This is a genomic window from Nostoc sp. JL34 (genome assembly GCF_017114945.1).
GTDB lineage: Bacteria > Cyanobacteriota > Cyanobacteriia > Cyanobacteriales > Nostocaceae > Nostoc.
This window is the reverse complement of the sequence record NZ_JABXKQ010000057.1, coordinates 34514-51129: the sequence shown is the minus strand read 5'-3', so window position 1 is coordinate 51129 and position 16616 is coordinate 34514. Positions and strand designations below refer to the sequence as shown.

The window sequence follows — 16616 nt, the reverse complement described above, 5'->3', positions numbered from 1 at the left end:
GGAACGAAGTATAAAGGTGAACTTTTTTCTGACTTTTATACGCAAGCTGGGAGTGATGCTAATAAACAAAGCATTAATAGTCCATGAAAAAGTTCGTTTTTTGTCCCTTTCAAACCGAATTTTTAAGCCTAAATGCTTATTGACATAGGAAGTTTGAGCTTAACTTGACACCAATGGCAAGATGCCCATCCCACAAAACTAGCAAAATCATCCTGCAAATATGCAACGCCGTTAATTATTTTACTAAAATTTTTCCCACCCAATCCCTATTCATTCATATTACGGTAAGTAGCAACAGCAGAAGGCGATATCCGGTTCAAATATCGGAAGATCCAATATTTGAAAATGGTATCTAAAATCACTGGGAACGTGGCAATAAATAAGAAGATAAAATCTCTATTTGCTGGTAATCCCCAATGGCGTGATACTCCTTCTAGAAGGACTTCCCAGCCATGAGGAGAGTGGAATCCTACAAAAATATCAGTAAACAAAATGATGATAAATGCCTTCGCACTATCACTAAGTCCATAGACAATATTATCAAAAAAATCTTTGAGTACAGCAATAGAAGACTTGCTAACTAACAAAAGCCAGATAAAAGCAATCACCGAAAACATATCTGCAAAAACATTTTTGATAGCACCAGAGCTTTCATGACGAAATTCTTCAGCAAGCTCTTTCGCTTTATTTTTCATTTCAGCTTCCATCTGCTCAGGCAACAGTGGAGGAGCTTTGATAATGAGATTTTCAAACTTGAGCTTTTCTTCAAATCTTTCTAATTCTACAAGAGCTTCCTCTTCCATTTCTGAATTGAGGAATATCTGCATTTGTTCATTGCTTCTAAAGCGATCAATAATTGGGCCGACTACAAAAGCTTTTGCTATTTGATGCGTCAAAAGTGGTACAATAATTAATAGTAAAATAAACCTGATAGATATTATTGTTCTTCTTTGAGTCTGACGAAAATTCTGAATTACCTCTTGTTCAGAATTAGGGTCTAATTCAACTTGGAGACGACTGATAGTACTTAAAATAGAGCGGGGTAAAACGCCTATTGTATCGGTTTTACGCTTTATTTTTGATTTATTATCCGAGTCTTGAGTTGGTATTTTGGGTGGTAACGTTGGAGTATTGACGAGCAGCGATTTCTCATCAGATATCACAGAGTTAACTGGTAGATTTGGAGGTCGGACTACTAAAGCTTTGGAAGTTGTTTGATCGGAACTTGTTGTGTATTTGGATATAACTTGATCGATGAAATTTAGCTTTTCCAAAACCAAAGAAGGGCTAGGATGCTCTATACCTGCTTTCTCGGCAGCTTTTTGATTCTCTTCATTTAGAAACCAACGGCTTGCTCTAAACTCCGTTAGCCGCATCCTGGCAATTTTTAATAGCTTGTTGAGGTCTGACTCAAAATAATCCATCACGCTGTTACTGTACGTGGCTGAGTCAATGTCTATTTTATTACCATTGAAATGCTTATCTTCTATTTCCTGAATCTTTAATGCTGCATCGTAAGCCTCATGTAAGGAACGTTCAGGAGTCTGTAAGTACCGCCGATAAGCAGCAAGTAAGAAAGAATAGATTTTTTGACCAAAAACAGAGTTTTTCATTGCAGACAATCATCCAGCATTGTTTGGTGATTCTTAACCTTAAGTTAACGCACGAGGTATATTAGCAAATCTACAAGGAGAAAGTTTGTGGTTTCTCATTCGGTTTGGATTGTTGGCACTAGCCGTAGTGGTAAGACAGCTCGCTTGGTAGAGCAATTTTGTCATTGGGTAAAATTGGAAAACCAATATAATGAATCATTTTATACTAAAAAGTCAGGGCGTAAAAAAGGTAGTCATGTATCCGAATTTTTATATCTTAAACAAACAGAACCGGGAGTTTTGGTCTTAGCTGCCAATGATGATAATCGTCGCGAATTAGGAGATATAATTGTTACATCAACCTTTGGTAAATATCCGGTTCGCGCCAAGACGCCACTAGGTTTTTTTCAGGATGAAGTTATTTTATTTTGGCCATTGCTAATTAACTCGTTGAACCTGAAAGCACAGTTTCCGGTAAGATTGCGACCAGAAACCGAACAAGAGTTAGCAACCAAACTTTGGCGTCCGCAATTAGACGAAGAAATTTTACAAATTGCGGGAGTAAATGAGTCTCGCCTGGTGCGTCGCATCCTAGACTTATTGCAATTAGCAGCTTATAGTGGTACACCTTGCGAAGATATTGCCCAGATTTTGGCAAGGGGTCTGGGGGAAAATACCACGACTTTAGAGCCGGAATTTTTGGCATGTTTGCTGTTAGATTGGCGTAACTGGTGTTTAGAGAGGGGATTACTAACTTATGGCATTATTACCGAACTCTATAGTCAATATTTATTGAGCGATCGCAATTACCAGCAGCACCTAACTAAACGCTATCAGGCAGTACTAGCGGATGATGTCGATGACTATCCTAGCGTAGCGCGTCTTTTGTTTGAGTTGCTATTAGATCGAGGTGCAGTTGGCGCATTTAGTTACAATCCTGACGGTGCAGTGCGATTGGGATTGGGAGCAGATCCCAACTACCTAGAAGGGTTAGCAGAGCGTTGTCGGGTAGAAATTTTAACCGGGCCGCCTCCAGAGTCCCTGAGTGAGCAACTTACTAAACAGATGGTGGAATTAGTCACAGAACCGATGGTACTGTTGAGCTTACCTGAGATTGTGCGTTCAATTCAAACCACCTCCCGTGCCCAACTATTGCGACAAACAGCCGAAGTAATTGCTAATGCCATTCAATCGCAGCAAGTGGAACCGGAAGAAGTGGCGATTATTGCACCAGGTTTAGATGCGATCGCTCGTTATACTCTAGTAGAAATCCTCGTTAAACAAAATATCCCAGTAGAATCACTGAATGACCAACGTCCCCTAATTAGTTCACCGATCATTCGCGCCTTACTCACCATGCTGGCACTAGTTTATCCTGGCTTGGGACGCCTCGTAGATCGGGATGCTGTCGCAGAAATGCTGGTTGTATTGAGCAGGAAACAACAACTACCAGAAAACTCTACAGACGCGATTCATCGCGTCTCTACTAATATTGATCCGGTACGGGCTGGTTTGATTGCAGATTACTGCTTTGTCCCCCATCCCGATCGCCCTAATTTGCTACCAGTGTCAGCCTTCGAGCGCTGGGATAGAATCGGCTATGCAGCGACTACAGCCTATAATGAGATATTACAGTGGTTAGAACAGCAGCGATCGCAACAAGAATTGCGGTTAATTCCTAGTCCTATTTCTCTCTTGGACAGAGCAATTCAGCGTTTTTTGTGGAATGGGAGCAATCTCCCCTACGAACAACTAGCAGCATTGCGGGAATTATTAGAAACTGCCCAACACTACTGGGAAATTGACACCAGATTACGACAAATTGCCCCAGTTGAAACAACGCCTCACACAACTATTATTGAATTCATTCAACTACTGCGACGTGGTACGATTACCGCCAACCCTTACCCTGTGCGTCCCATTGGTGGAGCGAGAAAGGCTGTCACACTAGCAACTATATTTCAATATCGATCTAGTAGGCGATCGCACCGTTGGCATTTTTGGCTAGATGCTGGTTCACCCCTGTGGGCGAAAGGTGGTGCAGCAACTTTGTTCGGTGCGCCGTTTTTCCTGCGAGATAGGTTAGGCGAACCTTGGACAGCAGAAGATGAAAAATTGGCAGAAGAAAAACGACTGCAAAGGATTTTGACAGATTTACTATCTCGTGTGTCCGAGAGAGTTTATTTGTGTCACAGCGATTTAGCAGTGAATGGACAAGAGCAAATAGGGCCGTTGTTACCCTTAGTGAATGCCTGTGTAACCGTTATTTCTGAATCTACTGAGAAGCTCAGAAATCCGGCTTCTTAATATAAATTGGGGTTTTCTTTATTCACGAATGATTAAGTAGGGCTACAGCCAATTTCTCTACCAAAAAGCTTATGACTTATTAATCACTTTTAATTATCAATTAAACAAACAAAAATATTTGTTTATATTAGCGAAACTTCCTAGAATATTCGGGGGTGAAATCAACCAAGCAGCAATCAGGTTGAGTTTCGCTTTCTTGTCTCAAGCAAAAAAGTTTGTGGCGGGGGAAGCAATTTGAACATCCTAGAATTTTCTCTATTGGTATGGTTCGGCTCATTTGTTGCCGGATTTTTGGGGGCACTAACTGGGTTAGGTGGTGGAGTCGTAATTGTCCCCTTTTTAACATTGGTGTTTGGGGTTGATATTCGTTATGCGATCGGTGCTTCATTAGTATCTGTAATTGCTACATCTAGTGGAGCCGCATCTGCTTACGTTAAAGAAGGATATACAAATGTGCGGCTGGAAATGTTCCTAGAAGTAGCAACAACATTTGGTGCAATATTTGGGGCAATTGTAGCAGCGAAAATTTCCACGGGAGCGCTTGCTGTTGTGTTTGGAATCGTTTTACTTTATTCGGCATACTTATCCCGTCAGAGCCAACCCGAACACCTCAACAATTTGTCGCCAAATTCCCTAGCAATTCGTCTTCATCTGAACAGTACTTATCCAACTCCCACGGGAGAACAGGCTTATAACGTGGGCGGTGTCCCCTTTGGATTTGGATTGATGTTTGTCGCTGGTATACTTTCAGGATTGCTTGGTATTGGTTCGGGAGCGCTCAAGGTGCTAGCAATGGATAAAATAATGTATATTCCCTTTAAAGTGTCAACCACTACTAGCAATTTCATGATTGGGGTGACAGCTGCGGCTAGCGCTGGCATATATCTGAATCGGGGTTACATCGATCCCGGATTAGCAATGCCTGTGATGTTAGGAGTACTATTTGGTGCTTTATTAGGAGCGCGGGTATTAGTCAGAGCCAGAGTGGAGCTTTTGCGAAATATTTTCAGCGTTGTAATTTTGGTGCTAGCGGTGGAAATGATTTACAAAGGTTTAACGGGGAGGCTTTAGAATGGCGAAAAGCAGGCGTAATAAATCTGAACAACGCTTTGAACAATTTCTCGGCAATCTGTTAAGAATTGGGGTCATTCTTGCCACCATTTTAGTTTTGCTGGGGGGAATTTTGTATTTAATTCGCCACGGAAATGAGGCTCCCAATTATCAGTTTTTTCGGGGAGAGTTACCAGAGTTTCGTAGTCCATCAGGGGTAGTGATATCTGTTGAATCTGGTCGTCGCCGTGGCATTATTCAACTAGGACTATTAGTATTGATTGCTACTCCAGTTGTGAGAGTCGCCTGTTCGCTATTCACATACTTGCAACAACAAGATTTTACCTATATTATTGTGACTCTGATTGTACTGTTTGGATTGTTATATGGTCTGATTGGCGGATATTTATAAATTGATATAGTTTCAGTTAGTGCCAAAAACCTTAAAATTCAGGTTTCTAGACCTTTACTATCGTCAAAATAGCCTGTATTAATACTTCTAGCTCAATTGGTTTAGAAATATGTTGTTGAAATCCGGCAGTTAGTGCTTGTTGTCGATCGATTTCTCCCGCATAAGCAGTTAGGGCGATCGCTGGAATTTCTCCGCCCCGATCGGGTGACTGCTTTCTAATTTGACGAATTAGGGTGTAGCCATCCATATCAGGCATACCAATATCACTAATTAACAAATCAAATTTTGTTTGCATCAAATTGTTCAGAGCATCATGTGCTGAGTCTGCTTCAGTCACTTGTGCCCCGTACTGTTCTAGCACGAAGGCAATAAACTCCCGCGAATCTCTGTCATCATCTACAAGCAGCGCTTGCAATCCATTGAGATTTAAATCTGAGCGATCGCGATCGGCTGTATTAACTTGATTCAATTTTGAAGCAGCGATCGGTGGAAGTTTGACTGTAAATACTGCTCCTTGCCCTTCTCCGGGACTGTCTGCTTGAACAGTTCCGCCGTGCAATTCAACCAAATGACGCACGATCGCTAATCCTAACCCCAACCCGCCAAATTTTCGCGTCGTTGTCCCATCGGCTTGGCGAAAGTAGTCAAAAACGTAGGGCAAAAAGTCACCAGAGATCCCCCTACCAGTGTCGCTGACAGTGATTTGAGTGTATTCCGCAGAATGAGTATCTACTTCATCCTTGATTGTTTCTAACCGTACCTCTACTCGACCACCCTGTGAGGTAAATTTAATTGCGTTAGAAAGTAGATTCCAAACAACTTGTTGCAAGCGACTAGAATCACCCAATACTTGTCCAACGTTCGGTTCAAATATTGTTTGAATCTGAATAGATTTAGCTTCAGCAGCAAGCCGCACGGTTTCAAGGGCAGCTTTGATGGTAAAAGTTAGACCAACTGGAACTGTGTTTAAACTCAACTTCCCTTGGAGAATACGCGACACATCGAGTAAATCTTCGATTAGTTGGGCTTGCAGTTTCGCGTTGCGCTCAATCGTTTCGAGAGCGTACTGAGTTTTGGCTGCGTCCTGGTGATTCTTTTGTAGAATTCTTGCCCAACCCAGAATTGGATTCAAGGGTGATCGCAATTCATGAGACAGCACTGCCAAAAACTCATCTTTGATGCGGTTGGCTTGCTGCGCTTGTTCAGTTTGTTGCTGCAAAGAAATCATTAGTTGATTGAGGCGATCGTTTTGCTCTTGCAGCAAGGCTTCTGCTCGCTTCCGTTCGGTGATATCAGACAGGATGAAAACGGCACCTGTGAGAGTCCCATCCCCATCAATTACTGGATCGATGGTTTTGGCAAACCAGCGTTCTTGAGACTGAAATTCGAGAATTTGCCGTTGATGAGTTTCTTTCGCACGGCGAAAACAAGTGCCATCGCCGATTCCCAATTTTGCGCCCATCAGCTCGTGGTGGGCATAACCTAAGATTTCGTGGGAGGGCTTGCAAAAAAGCTGCATCATCGCTCGATTACAGCGCATAATTATCCCTTCTCGGTCTACCAGAGAAACGCCGTCGTTCATGGAGTCAAAGGTGGTTTGCCACTCTCGTGCTGAGGACAAAGCAGCTTCCTCCGCTCGGCGAATTCGCAGCAGCGATCGCACGGTAGCAAGCAGTTCTATCGGTTCAACAGGTTGCACTAGATAAGCATCGGCTCCACTATCTAAGCCTTCCGCTTTATCCTGGCTTTGGACAAAACTTGCAGAAAGTTGTAGCACTGGGATAAAAGTCGTTTCCGGGTTTGCTTTAATTTGGCGACAGACTTCAAAGCCGCTGATATCTGGTAATTGGACATCTAAAATTACTAAGTCAGGCTGAAAGTTAACAACGGCTTCTAAGCCTGTCACTCCAGTTGCCGCTTCCAGGACACTAAAGCCTGCATTTTGCAAAATCCGGTTAACAACGTAGCGATTGGCTTCGTTATCGTCAACATGCAGGATCGTAACCCGTGGCTCAGACATGACTTTTCCCTGAAACCTCTAGAACAAGTCCGGCTTTGACGAGCGCATCTTGAAGTTGAGCTATCACCGTGGTTTGAGAGCCTGTTTCTTTGGAAACAATGGCTATGCTTTGCGCCGCTAACTGGCTGTGCGCTTCTGCATCCAGTTGGGCAGATGAGTGAATAATCACAGGAATCGACTGAGTGACGGAATTGTTCTTCAGCTGCTTGAGTACATCAAACCCGCCGATCTCTGGCATCTCCAAGTCCAGCACGATCGCAGTTGGCTGCTCTCGTTGTGCCAAATTTAATCCTTCCTGTCCGTTCGTGGCTTCTAAAATGTTCAAAGGTGTATTTATTAACAACTGTTTCACCAGATACCGATAGGCGGGGTCATCGTCAATTAACAAGATTTTTTGAGGCTTGTTCTCAGTAATTAGCCTATTAAGTTTGTTTAACAGGGGCAATCTGTCTACCGGCTTAATTAGAAAACCGTTTGCTCCTAACGCCAGTGCTTGCTTCTCGTTATCAACGATGGTAATAACGAGTACAGGGATAGTGCGGGTTGTTTCATCTCCTTTAATTTCTCGCAAGAACGTCCAGCCGTTTTGCCCCTCCAGCAGAATATCTAGCATAATCGCCGCCGGTCGAAGTTTTTGTAAGGCAAGCCTTGCCTGAGCTAAGGTACGGGTAGCAATCAATTGATAGATTGATTCCTGAAGGTGCTTTTCGTAAATAAATAGGGTTTCTGGATGATCTTCAACCACCAGAATGGGCAAGCGAGTTGGCTCAACTGATACGATTGGTTGCAGTCCGGTAGTCAATTCGGTGGCATTTGGGTAGACGATGGGAATCAAGGCTGTAAAGGTAGAGCCTTCACCCATCTGACTTTTCATCGAAATGCTGCCGCCGAGTAGCTCCGCTAGCTTGCGTGATAACGGCAATCCTAATCCAGTTCCCTTCACCTGCTTTTGCAGAGGGGACTCAATTTGCATAAAATCCTCAAAAATCCGTTCTTGATCGGTGGGAGCAATGCCGATACCTGTATCAGATACGGAGAAAGTGACGTTATGACCCGTTTGCACAGCGGTGACGCGCACCTCTCCCTGCTCAGTAAATTTGAGGGCATTTGAGACAAAATTTCGGAGAATTTGAGCGACTTTCCCCTCATCGGTATAGAGCGGCGGAATGCCTTCAGGTTCCTCGACAATCAGCGCTACAGAGGAGCCTTGAACCAATAATGGGCGCAGCATCCCCCGCAGCGTGCCAAACAAATCACTAACTTCAAAGGAACTGGGATGCACTTCAATTTTTCCAGCTTCCACCTTTGCCAAATCCAACAAGTCGTTAACCAGTTCTGATAATCCGCTTGCCGCCTTTTGGATGAATGTCACCTGCTTTTCTTGCTCGATGGTCAAATCGCCATCCATCAGTGCCAGCAGCATCCGAGAGAGGGACAAAATCGAGTTGAGGGGTGTACGAAACTCGTGGCTCATATTCGAGAGAAAGCGGGTTTTTAACTCGTTTACCTGTTGCAGGGAGCTGGCTTTTTCATCCAGTTCTGCATAAAGGGCAACCACACCGCGATTAGTATCTTCCAACTCCTGATTGAGTTGGCTCAATTCTTCCTCGCGCTTCCGTAGCTCTGCCATAGCCCGGAGTAATTCCTGGTTTTGCTGCTGGATTTCTTGATAGGGATTTTCAGGCGATCGCCCAATTACGGTTTCTCGAATCTGCTGCAATTGCGAATCGGTGAAAGTAGGTGTGCGCTTCGACAACCTTTTACCGATTGTTACTGTTGTTCCTTGCTCCGGCAGTGATTCAATCTCGAAGAAATCCATCAATCTCCGAGTACCCACGATGCCTAGCCCCGCCCCCGTATCAGAGGTGTAGCGTCCGGCCAAAACGTCTGCTAAATCAGGAATGCCTCCACCCCGATCTTGAATCCGAATCAGAAACGCTTGCGGCTCTCCCGCCACAGAAAATTCAACCGTACCGCCTTGGGCATATTGAAAGGCGTTGCGGGCAATTTCGGAAACTGCCGTTGCCAATCGCGCCCGATCTTGAGCATCAAAGCCCAACTGCTCGGCGATCTCACGAGTTCGTTGCCGAGCTTGCACAACATCCTGTTCGTATTGGATGGCGATCGTAAAAACAATTGTCAAGTCGCTTCACTCCAATTCAAAATTCTTAAACCTTCTACTTATTTTTCGCGTTCTTTAAGTAATAAGTAATTATTAATAAGTAATGAGTAATGAGTAAATACCCATTACTTATAAAGTAAAATTGAATTACTACATTCTTTTTTTACTCATGATTAATTATAGCGCAAATGTCAGTATTCAAGAAAGAACAGAAAATTTTGCCATAAGAGTTATCAAAGCTTATTCTGAGCTAAATAAAAGACCTTTTGACGACGCTGGTAAAATCTTGTTTAAACAATTTTTAAGAAGTGGGACATCAATAGGTGCAAACTTTTCAGAAGCTAAATATGCACAATCAAATAAAGACTTTATCAATAAGTATTATATAGCCTTAAAGGAAGCCAATGAAACCCTTTATTGGATAAAAATAATGATAAAATCGGAGTTAGTGTCAAAATCAAAATTTCAAAATCTGATAGAAGAGAATGAAAGAATTATTAAGATATTAACAACTTCAATCAACAAATTGAAAGAAAAATAAAAAATAATCCACTCATTACTCATTACTCATTACTCATTACTCATTACTCATTTAATTTGGTTCACCAATGATGACACCCTCCCTTAACTGCCCATTCCTTTCGCAACTAACACCGTCACATCATCCCGCTCTCGGTTAAAGTCTCGGTATAGCACACCTGCAATCAGGCTGGGATGTTTTTGCATTAAGCCTGGATAGCGATCGATCTGCCACTTAGCGCTTAATCCGTCAGAATGCATAATTAAAAGTCCATTGGCATACCAGGGATAGCTGAACTCTTGAATTTTGCGGATTTCATGTCCGACCGTGCCATTGTGAGATACCAGATTGTGGTGCTCAGTAAAGGAGAAAATGCTGGCAGCGATGTTACCAATGCCAGCAAAGCGGATAGACTGTTGTTCAAAGTCGATTTCAGCAATGGCGAGTGCGGCTCCTCGGGTACTTCGCAAGGCGGCGTGGGCAGCTTCGACGATCGCACCAGGAGAACAATGAAGATGTTCTTGAAACATTCTCACGGCTGCGGAAGCAGCAGAAGCCGCGGCAGGCCCATGCCCTAAACCATCAGCTACTAACAACAGGCTACGACAACTATCGACTTCCGATGCCCAGGTATCTCCTGAAACCTCTTCTCCTCGTATTGGCAAACAGATCGCTCCAATTTCTAAAATCTTCTCAGGTTGATGGGGTGCTGAGTCTGACCAGAGGTGAGCCAAGAGCGCTGTTCCTTGGTTGGGAACGGAGTAAATTTCAAATAAACCAGAAAGGCGACGAATTGCACCCATACCATTGCCCAAGGTTCCGGCTGTGGAAAAGCCATCTTGCAAACACTCATCCACATCGACCATTCCCCGTCCTTTATCTAGCGATAAGATTTCAATGCCAATTCTGGAATCTTCCTTGAGCGATCGCAGCAGCATGACTCCGCCGTGGGCGTGCTGCACCAGATTGTTCGCAATTTCTGTCACCACAATCCCAACCTTGCCCCGTTCTGTTTCCTGAAAACCGAGCCGAGTTGCTAAACCCATCGCTGCCCGTCTGGCTTCTCCAGTCTGGCTAGATTCAGTAATTGTGACGGCGACAGACTCTCTCATTTTATTTCCATCGTACAATTATTATCCGTGTTCCTTCTCCCACCACGGACTGAATCTCAAACTCGTTGGCAAGTCTTTTAGCACCACCCAGTCCCATACCTAAGCCGTTGCCTGTGGTGAACCCATCCTTCAGCGCCAGATCGATATCAGGAATACCCGGCCCCCGATCTTCAAAGATCAGCCGGAGTCCTCGTCGTCGCCCTTCCTGAAGCATTTCTAGCTTGACTGTGCCGCCCCCCCCGTAGTCTAGGGTATTGCGGGCTAACTCACTGGCGGCGGTCACAATTTTAGTTTGGTCTACTAAGCCAAAGCCAATTTCCACGGCCAGATGGCGCACAGACTGCCGAACTAAAACTACATCTGTAGAAGATTGAATGTCAATCGTTTCAGTCTTCTGCATCGTCATCTGCACGCCATTTAGTGGCAGTAATTTGATTTGTGGTTTCATTGAGTGACGATCGCAACAATGCCATACCCTTTTCGACGTTTAGGGCAGTGCGAATCCCTGTCAGCGACATCCCCAATTCCACTAGGGTGATTGCTACGGCAGGCTGCATCCCGACGACAACTGTCTCAGCATCTAGCACCCGTGACATTCTGGCAATGTTGGCTAAAATCCTCCCAATGAAGGAATCAACAATCTCTAATCCTGAAATATCGATCAGGACACCGTGAGCGTGGGTTTGAGTGATGCGGTTTGTCAGGTCTTCCTGTAGCGTCATGGCGAGGCGATCGTGCATATCTACCTGGATCGTCACAAGTAGAAAATTGCCCATTTTAAGTATAGGAATACTTTCCATTGCTTCCTTCCCCCTATTTTGATTGAGAGCGGGTAATGGTCGTTCCCAACCGTTTTAGCGCCGTGAGAAAGGCATCGGCTAAGGTTGCTTTTGTGACTACATTTGTCAAATCAATGCCGAGATAAACGATCGTTTGGGCAATTTGAGGGCGAATGCCACTGATCATACAATCAGCTCCCATAAGACGGGCGGCGGTAACAGTCTTGAGCAGATGTTGAGCAGTCAGGGTATCGACAGTGGGAACCCCGGTAATGTCAATAATGGCAACTTCGGAACTGGTTTCGACAATCTTCTGCAATAACGACTCCATCATCATTTGAGTCCGGGCACTATCCAGGGTGCCGATTATCGGCAATGCCAAAATTCCCTCCCAGAGTTTAACCACTGGGGTAGACAGCTCCATCAACTCTTCCTGCTGCCGCAAAATCACCTCTTCCCGCGCCTTTTGATAGACTTCAATTGTCAGCAATCCTAGCTGATCCAGTAAGTTTGTGGCTAACCAGATATTTTCACCCAACTCAATGGGGTCTTGCAATTGCTGACGCATTCGTTTGAAGAGGGGTTGCTTGAACGAAAAGACGAATGTAGCCGTTTCTGACGGTGTGAAACCATTTTGCGATCGCGATCGAGAAATGCTGTTGAGCATCTCTCGCATATCTTGCCACGCCGCTGCCTGAATATTGGTAAAGTTGCCTCGCCCAACGGCAATCCGAAACAAACTAAGGAATTCCCGGCACTCCTCCTTTAGCTGTCCTTCTTTAATCAAGCCTCTCCGAATATTCACAGTGGCTAGTTCTTGAGTCCACTCCGACAGCAAGTCTGCCTCGAAGGTTTCTAATATCTCTGATATCTTACTTTCGCTCATCGTTTCTTTGAGGGCAACCGCTTTCATTAGTTCAAAATCAGTGTATGACGATTCAGCCCAAGCTGAAAGCTAAAGTTGGAGAGCGATTTTTTTGATTACAAACAGCCTAAAAGCTTGCTAAATATCAAGTACAAGAAATTGGGCAGACATACAGCGATGCCTGGGTTGGGCTATGCCTACCCTAAGATTAATTGAGGATCGGCAAAAAAGTCACAAAAAAATGCGATCGTCTAAAAAGTGTATTTAATGCAAATTTCGGGACTGTGGTTGAATGGGAAGCGGAGAACGAGAAGGTACTTTATCACGCCTTAAGAGTAAAGGAAGACTGAGAAACCCCAAAATAATTACTACTCCGGTCATTATCCAAACCATTAACCTGTTTGGTCTATAGTCACCTCGTTCAATTTGCCAGAAAATTTGATTGTATCGCCACGCAGCTAAGGCAATAGTCGAAATTCCAAAAATTACCAAAGCAACACCCAAGTTTTCCGAGTTGGATAAGGGATTTACCGGAGGTTCTTGTTGAGTAATCGCAATATTCAACTGGCGCAGAAATATACCAAATCGCGCGATCGCAAAACCAAACCCAATCAATGCAATAGAAGTGCGTAGCCAAGCCAGAAATGTCCGTTCGTTCGCTTGATGCTCCCTTTGACGGTCAATTTTCGGTATTTTATCCATGAGTAGCTGCTGATGCCAAGTCCCCCTTTGATGAATAGCATTAACCAGTGAAAGAGCAAACACTGAGAAAAATTTGTAATAATTAGCACAGTATAATGATGACTTTGAGAAGACCCCAAGCGATCGCGAGAATCTTTACAATGGTAAATAAGGTAAAGATATATATCAGAGTCAAAATCAATGGCACTATTCGGATTTGGCAAAAAGTCAGTTATGCCCACACCTGAAGAAGCTTTGTCAGGAAGGGCACAATCTATGTCAGTACCAGCAGATCATTATGTCAACAAGAATCCCTTAAAACCTCCTTTTCCCGATGGATTAGAGAAAGTAATCTTTGGCTTGGGCTGTTTTTGGGGTGCAGAACGCAAATTCTGGCAACTTAAAGGAGTCTACACCACCGCAGTCGGTTACGCTGCTGGTTTAACACCCAACCCCACCTATGAAGAGGTATGTAGTGGGCGAACTGGTCACAATGAAGTAGTGTTGGTTGTGTTTGATCCCAAAGTGATTAGTTATGCCGAACTCCTCAAAGTCTTTTGGGAAAGCCACAATCCCACCCAAGGGATGCGTCAAGGTAATGATGCTGGCACTCAATACCGTTCGGGAATTTATGTATATTCCGAAAATCAAAAGCAGCTAGCAGAAGCATCGCGGGAAGCTTATCAACAAGCCCTCAACAGCGCAGGTTATGGCAAGATTACTACAGAAATCTTAGATGCGCCTGAGTTCTACTATGCTGAAGCTTACCACCAGCAATACCTGGCTAAAAATCCCAACGGGTATTGTGGTTTAGGAGGGACAAATGTTTCTTGTCCCGTGGGTGTAGTTGAATCGCAAGTCAGTTGATAGAAATGGAGTTGGTAGGGTAGTCAACTTAATGTGAGTTCGACAAACCTCTCGCTGCCATGAACTAAAGTTCAAGTCTGTCCCTCTCCGACTCGGAGAGGGATATGTTTTATAGCGATGTCTACGACGGGCTACGCCTACGCGTAAAATACCTAAAGTATTGCGATGGTGCATTAGCCAAAGGTATAACGCACCCTACAAGATTACGAATTACGAATTAAATAAGCTATGCGTTTTAACACTTTAACAACAGTATGTAGGTCATCCCCACGATTTAGTGACAGTGTGTAAGACAATGCATATCTCGGTGTACTTTGTTTCGTCAACTTAATAAATTGAAATTCCCGACCATTGATTACAAAACCATAAGTAGGTTTATCATTACCAGCATTAGCCAACATATAAGCTAATGCTTGAGGAATTCCTACCTCCAAAGAATAATCTGCTCGTTTTGCTTCAATAACGAGAACCCAAAATGGAGGATGGAACACCAATATGTCAATACGTCCTTTGATAATCGTGCCTTCGTCTTCAGAAGATATTTTTACCTCTTGTTCTGAAGCAATGTAGAAAGGCGGTTGATAAAAACCTGCTAGACGCAATAGTGGAGATAGCACCACCATTTTGACTACAGGTTCTAAAATAGGATACTTCGATAGATGCAAATATTCTGCCTTGACTTCGTTGAGAGATTGCTTTTCTAAGTCACTCAACTCAGCTAAATCATGCCGCCATTCTGAAAAAAAATCTTCGTCGTCTGCAAGTTGTAAGCCAAATTCATCAATCAGTTGGGCTAGGGTGATATCTTTTCCTTGAAGAATTTGAACCATTTGTTGAACCCTTATACTTATCTGGCTAAAAAATCTTCGCTTGATATTTACCCAAAAGAGTGCCTTAAAATGCAGATTTCAGCAAAGCGATCGCTCGCACCCACAACATAATACTAATGGGCGCTCCAAGTAGAATACCAGCGATCGCCCAGCCTCTCTGATGCGCTTTAAATTGTTCAATACTGCGCCACCGTCTACTTTTCCAAGCCCATTCATTGCCTTTTGCACCAAGTGCGATCGCCATTAACCACCAAGCATTGGGTACAAAACAGAACAAACCATACCATACTTGATTCGGCCACATCCACAACCAAGGCATCAAAAACGCGCCCCAATTCCAACCGAGAATTTCCTCTGGGACTGTTTCATTCTGATTATTGATCCCACATCCAGAATTGTTGATGATTTCTTTTAGCGGTAAAAGCTGGTTCTTGTTTACAGATTTGACAGCCAGACCCGATTTGAGGGCATTCAGTGCAACGCTTGCACTAGTAAATCTTTGTTCGGGAGCCGGTTCTATTAACTTTTGTAGCCAACTGACAAAACTGGGACTCAAGTTAACTCGGTCTACAAATTGCAACCGCAAATCCTGCTGGGGTAAATCAGACGGGGAAGTTCCAGTGAGCAAATGAATCAAAGTCGCTCCCAATGCATATAAGTCTGAAGCCGCAACCGCTCGACCACCAAATTGTTCCATTGGGGCATAACCATAAGTACCCACAACGGTAAAAGTAACGCCCTCTCTTGCCGCTTTATCTTGAACTGCGCCAAAATCAACTAAATAAATCCGATTATCTTCGCCCCAGATTAAATTACTTGGTTTAATATCTCTATGCAACACCCCTGGATTCAATTCATGTAGATAGATGAGAATATTTAAAACCTCAACAGCAATTTTTCTCGCTCGCTTTTCACTAAACCTTTTGCCAACAGCAAGTTTTTCCTTAAGCGACTCACCAGGAATATATTCTTGTATTAAGCCAAACCAGAGTGTGCGATCGTCGATACAAAAATAATCAATATATCGAGGGATGCGGGGATGATTTAGCTGTTTAAGAATTTGTGCTTCCCTCTCAAAAAGTTTCAGGTCATCCCACTGCACAGTACCGCCAAAGGCCAAAAGTTTGACCACAACAGTGGAATTTTCGCCATCAGAGGCTTGTAAATCTTTTGCTAGCCAAGTTTGACGAATTCCATTGTTGCCGAGTTGGCGTTGAATTTGATAACGATCTTGTAATATCTGTTCTGGTTGCAGCATCTTACACCTGCTGGCAATTTACGTTGATCTGATTCCCTTATATTCAAGGATAGTCATTATCTACAGAAACTGTGGCAGCAATCCCTGACTGTCTTAGTAAGCTGTTGTGCATTTGATTTGCGTAACTGGGATGGACAAGACGCTTTGCATAACTTGCCTTTAGTTAGATTGTATAGTATAATCGTACTATTAATAGTGATA

The 16616-nt window shown here is 43.6% G+C and carries 15 protein-coding genes; 5 read left to right on the top strand and 10 right to left on the bottom strand.

All coding sequences use genetic code 11. The annotated features are described in order from the left end of the window. Positions 1-266: 266 nt before the first annotated feature. Positions 267-1622, bottom strand: coding sequence for a proton extrusion protein PcxA (locus HWQ44_RS12270; RefSeq protein ID WP_292718830.1), 1356 nt, complete (start codon positions 1620-1622; stop codon positions 267-269). A gap of 78 nt (positions 1623-1700) precedes the next feature. Here HWQ44_RS12270 and HWQ44_RS12265 point away from each other — a divergent pair, with 78 nt between their 5' ends. The 3 genes from HWQ44_RS12265 to HWQ44_RS12255 all read left to right on the top strand — a co-directional run bounded on the left by HWQ44_RS12265 (position 1701) and on the right by HWQ44_RS12255 (position 5361). Then, positions 1701-3899 (top strand): recombinase family protein, encoded by a 2199-nt coding sequence (locus tag HWQ44_RS12265; RefSeq protein ID WP_292718828.1) that lies wholly within the window; start codon positions 1701-1703, stop codon positions 3897-3899. Between the two features lie 234 nt (positions 3900-4133). Further along, positions 4134-4970 carry a sulfite exporter TauE/SafE family protein gene (locus HWQ44_RS12260; RefSeq protein WP_292718826.1) on the top strand — a complete coding sequence of 279 codons (837 nt, stop codon included), beginning with the start codon at positions 4134-4136 and terminating at the stop codon, positions 4968-4970. Between the two features lies 1 nt (position 4971). Next, on the top strand, positions 4972-5361 hold the full coding sequence (locus tag HWQ44_RS12255) for a DUF1634 domain-containing protein (RefSeq protein WP_292718824.1): 390 nt from the start codon (positions 4972-4974) through the stop codon (positions 5359-5361). Between the two features lie 46 nt (positions 5362-5407). Here the strand turns inward: HWQ44_RS12255 and HWQ44_RS12250 are convergent, their stop codons facing one another. Both HWQ44_RS12250 and HWQ44_RS12245 read right to left on the bottom strand, forming a co-directional pair. After that, a complete protein-coding gene (locus HWQ44_RS12250) occupies positions 5408-7381 on the bottom strand; it encodes a response regulator (protein WP_292718822.1) in 1974 nt (657 codons plus the stop codon). Further along, positions 7374-9524 carry an ATP-binding protein gene (locus tag HWQ44_RS12245; protein WP_292718820.1) on the bottom strand — a complete coding sequence of 717 codons (2151 nt, stop codon included), beginning with the start codon at positions 9522-9524 and terminating at the stop codon, positions 7374-7376. Before HWQ44_RS12245 ends, HWQ44_RS12250 begins: the two co-directional genes overlap by 8 nt. 148 nt (positions 9525-9672) lie before the next feature. Here HWQ44_RS12245 and HWQ44_RS12240 point away from each other — a divergent pair, with 148 nt between their 5' ends. Beyond that, positions 9673-10044 (top strand): four helix bundle protein, encoded by a 372-nt coding sequence (locus HWQ44_RS12240; protein ID WP_292718818.1) that lies wholly within the window; start codon positions 9673-9675, stop codon positions 10042-10044. Positions 10045-10127: 83 nt separating this feature from the next. Here HWQ44_RS12240 and HWQ44_RS12235 read toward each other — a convergent pair whose 3' ends face one another. From HWQ44_RS12235 to HWQ44_RS12215, 5 genes are all read right to left on the bottom strand, one after another. Further along, positions 10128-11135, bottom strand: coding sequence for an ATP-binding SpoIIE family protein phosphatase (locus HWQ44_RS12235; RefSeq protein WP_292718816.1), 1008 nt, complete (start codon positions 11133-11135; stop codon positions 10128-10130). A gap of 1 nt (position 11136) precedes the next feature. Then, on the bottom strand, positions 11137-11583 hold the full coding sequence (locus tag HWQ44_RS12230; protein ID WP_292718814.1) for an anti-sigma regulatory factor: 447 nt from the start codon (positions 11581-11583) through the stop codon (positions 11137-11139). Further along, positions 11522-11935 carry an STAS domain-containing protein gene (locus tag HWQ44_RS12225; protein ID WP_292718812.1) on the bottom strand — a complete coding sequence of 138 codons (414 nt, stop codon included), beginning with the start codon at positions 11933-11935 and terminating at the stop codon, positions 11522-11524. Before HWQ44_RS12225 ends, HWQ44_RS12230 begins: the two co-directional genes overlap by 62 nt. Before the next feature lie 13 nt (positions 11936-11948). Continuing rightward, positions 11949-12827, bottom strand: a complete 879-nt coding sequence (locus HWQ44_RS12220; RefSeq protein WP_292718810.1) for an STAS domain-containing protein — start codon at positions 12825-12827, stop codon at positions 11949-11951. Positions 12828-13043: 216 nt separating this feature from the next. Next, positions 13044-13481 (bottom strand): DUF202 domain-containing protein, encoded by a 438-nt coding sequence (locus HWQ44_RS12215; RefSeq protein ID WP_292718808.1) that lies wholly within the window; start codon positions 13479-13481, stop codon positions 13044-13046. 180 nt (positions 13482-13661) lie between these two features. Between HWQ44_RS12215 and msrA the strand changes: the two genes are divergently transcribed. After that, on the top strand, positions 13662-14327 hold the full coding sequence (gene msrA / locus HWQ44_RS12210; protein ID WP_292718806.1) for a peptide-methionine (S)-S-oxide reductase MsrA: 666 nt from the start codon (positions 13662-13664) through the stop codon (positions 14325-14327). Positions 14328-14530: 203 nt separating this feature from the next. Here msrA and HWQ44_RS12205 read toward each other — a convergent pair whose 3' ends face one another. Both HWQ44_RS12205 and HWQ44_RS12200 read right to left on the bottom strand, forming a co-directional pair. After that, positions 14531-15157 carry a type I restriction endonuclease gene (locus tag HWQ44_RS12205; RefSeq protein WP_292718804.1) on the bottom strand — a complete coding sequence of 209 codons (627 nt, stop codon included), beginning with the start codon at positions 15155-15157 and terminating at the stop codon, positions 14531-14533. A 64-nt stretch (positions 15158-15221) separates the two neighbouring features. Continuing rightward, positions 15222-16415: a serine/threonine-protein kinase gene (locus tag HWQ44_RS12200; protein ID WP_292718802.1), complete on the bottom strand. Its 1194-nt coding sequence runs from the start codon at positions 16413-16415 to the stop codon at positions 15222-15224. Positions 16416-16616 lie beyond the last annotated feature (201 nt).

Excerpts from the sequence above, each read along its gene's own strand:
- HWQ44_RS12235 (WP_292718816.1), bottom strand. The coding sequence starts at position 11,135 with ATGAGAGAGTCTGTCGCCGTCACAATTACTGAATCTAGCCAGACTGGA.
- HWQ44_RS12220 (WP_292718810.1), bottom strand. The coding sequence starts at position 12,827 with ATGAAAGCGGTTGCCCTCAAAGAAACGATGAGCGAAAGTAAGATATCA.
- HWQ44_RS12240 (WP_292718818.1), top strand. The coding sequence starts at position 9,673 with ATGATTAATTATAGCGCAAATGTCAGTATTCAAGAAAGAACAGAAAAT.
- HWQ44_RS12250 (WP_292718822.1), bottom strand. The coding sequence starts at position 7,381 with ATGTCTGAGCCACGGGTTACGATCCTGCATGTTGACGATAACGAAGCC.
- HWQ44_RS12255 (WP_292718824.1), top strand. The coding sequence starts at position 4,972 with ATGGCGAAAAGCAGGCGTAATAAATCTGAACAACGCTTTGAACAATTT.
- HWQ44_RS12230 (WP_292718814.1), bottom strand. The coding sequence starts at position 11,583 with ATGAAACCACAAATCAAATTACTGCCACTAAATGGCGTGCAGATGACG.
- HWQ44_RS12200 (WP_292718802.1), bottom strand. The coding sequence starts at position 16,415 with ATGCTGCAACCAGAACAGATATTACAAGATCGTTATCAAATTCAACGC.
- HWQ44_RS12225 (WP_292718812.1), bottom strand. The coding sequence starts at position 11,935 with ATGGAAAGTATTCCTATACTTAAAATGGGCAATTTTCTACTTGTGACG.
- HWQ44_RS12205 (WP_292718804.1), bottom strand. The coding sequence starts at position 15,157 with ATGGTTCAAATTCTTCAAGGAAAAGATATCACCCTAGCCCAACTGATT.
- msrA (WP_292718806.1), top strand. The coding sequence starts at position 13,662 with ATGGCACTATTCGGATTTGGCAAAAAGTCAGTTATGCCCACACCTGAA.
- HWQ44_RS12215 (WP_292718808.1), bottom strand. The coding sequence starts at position 13,481 with ATGGATAAAATACCGAAAATTGACCGTCAAAGGGAGCATCAAGCGAAC.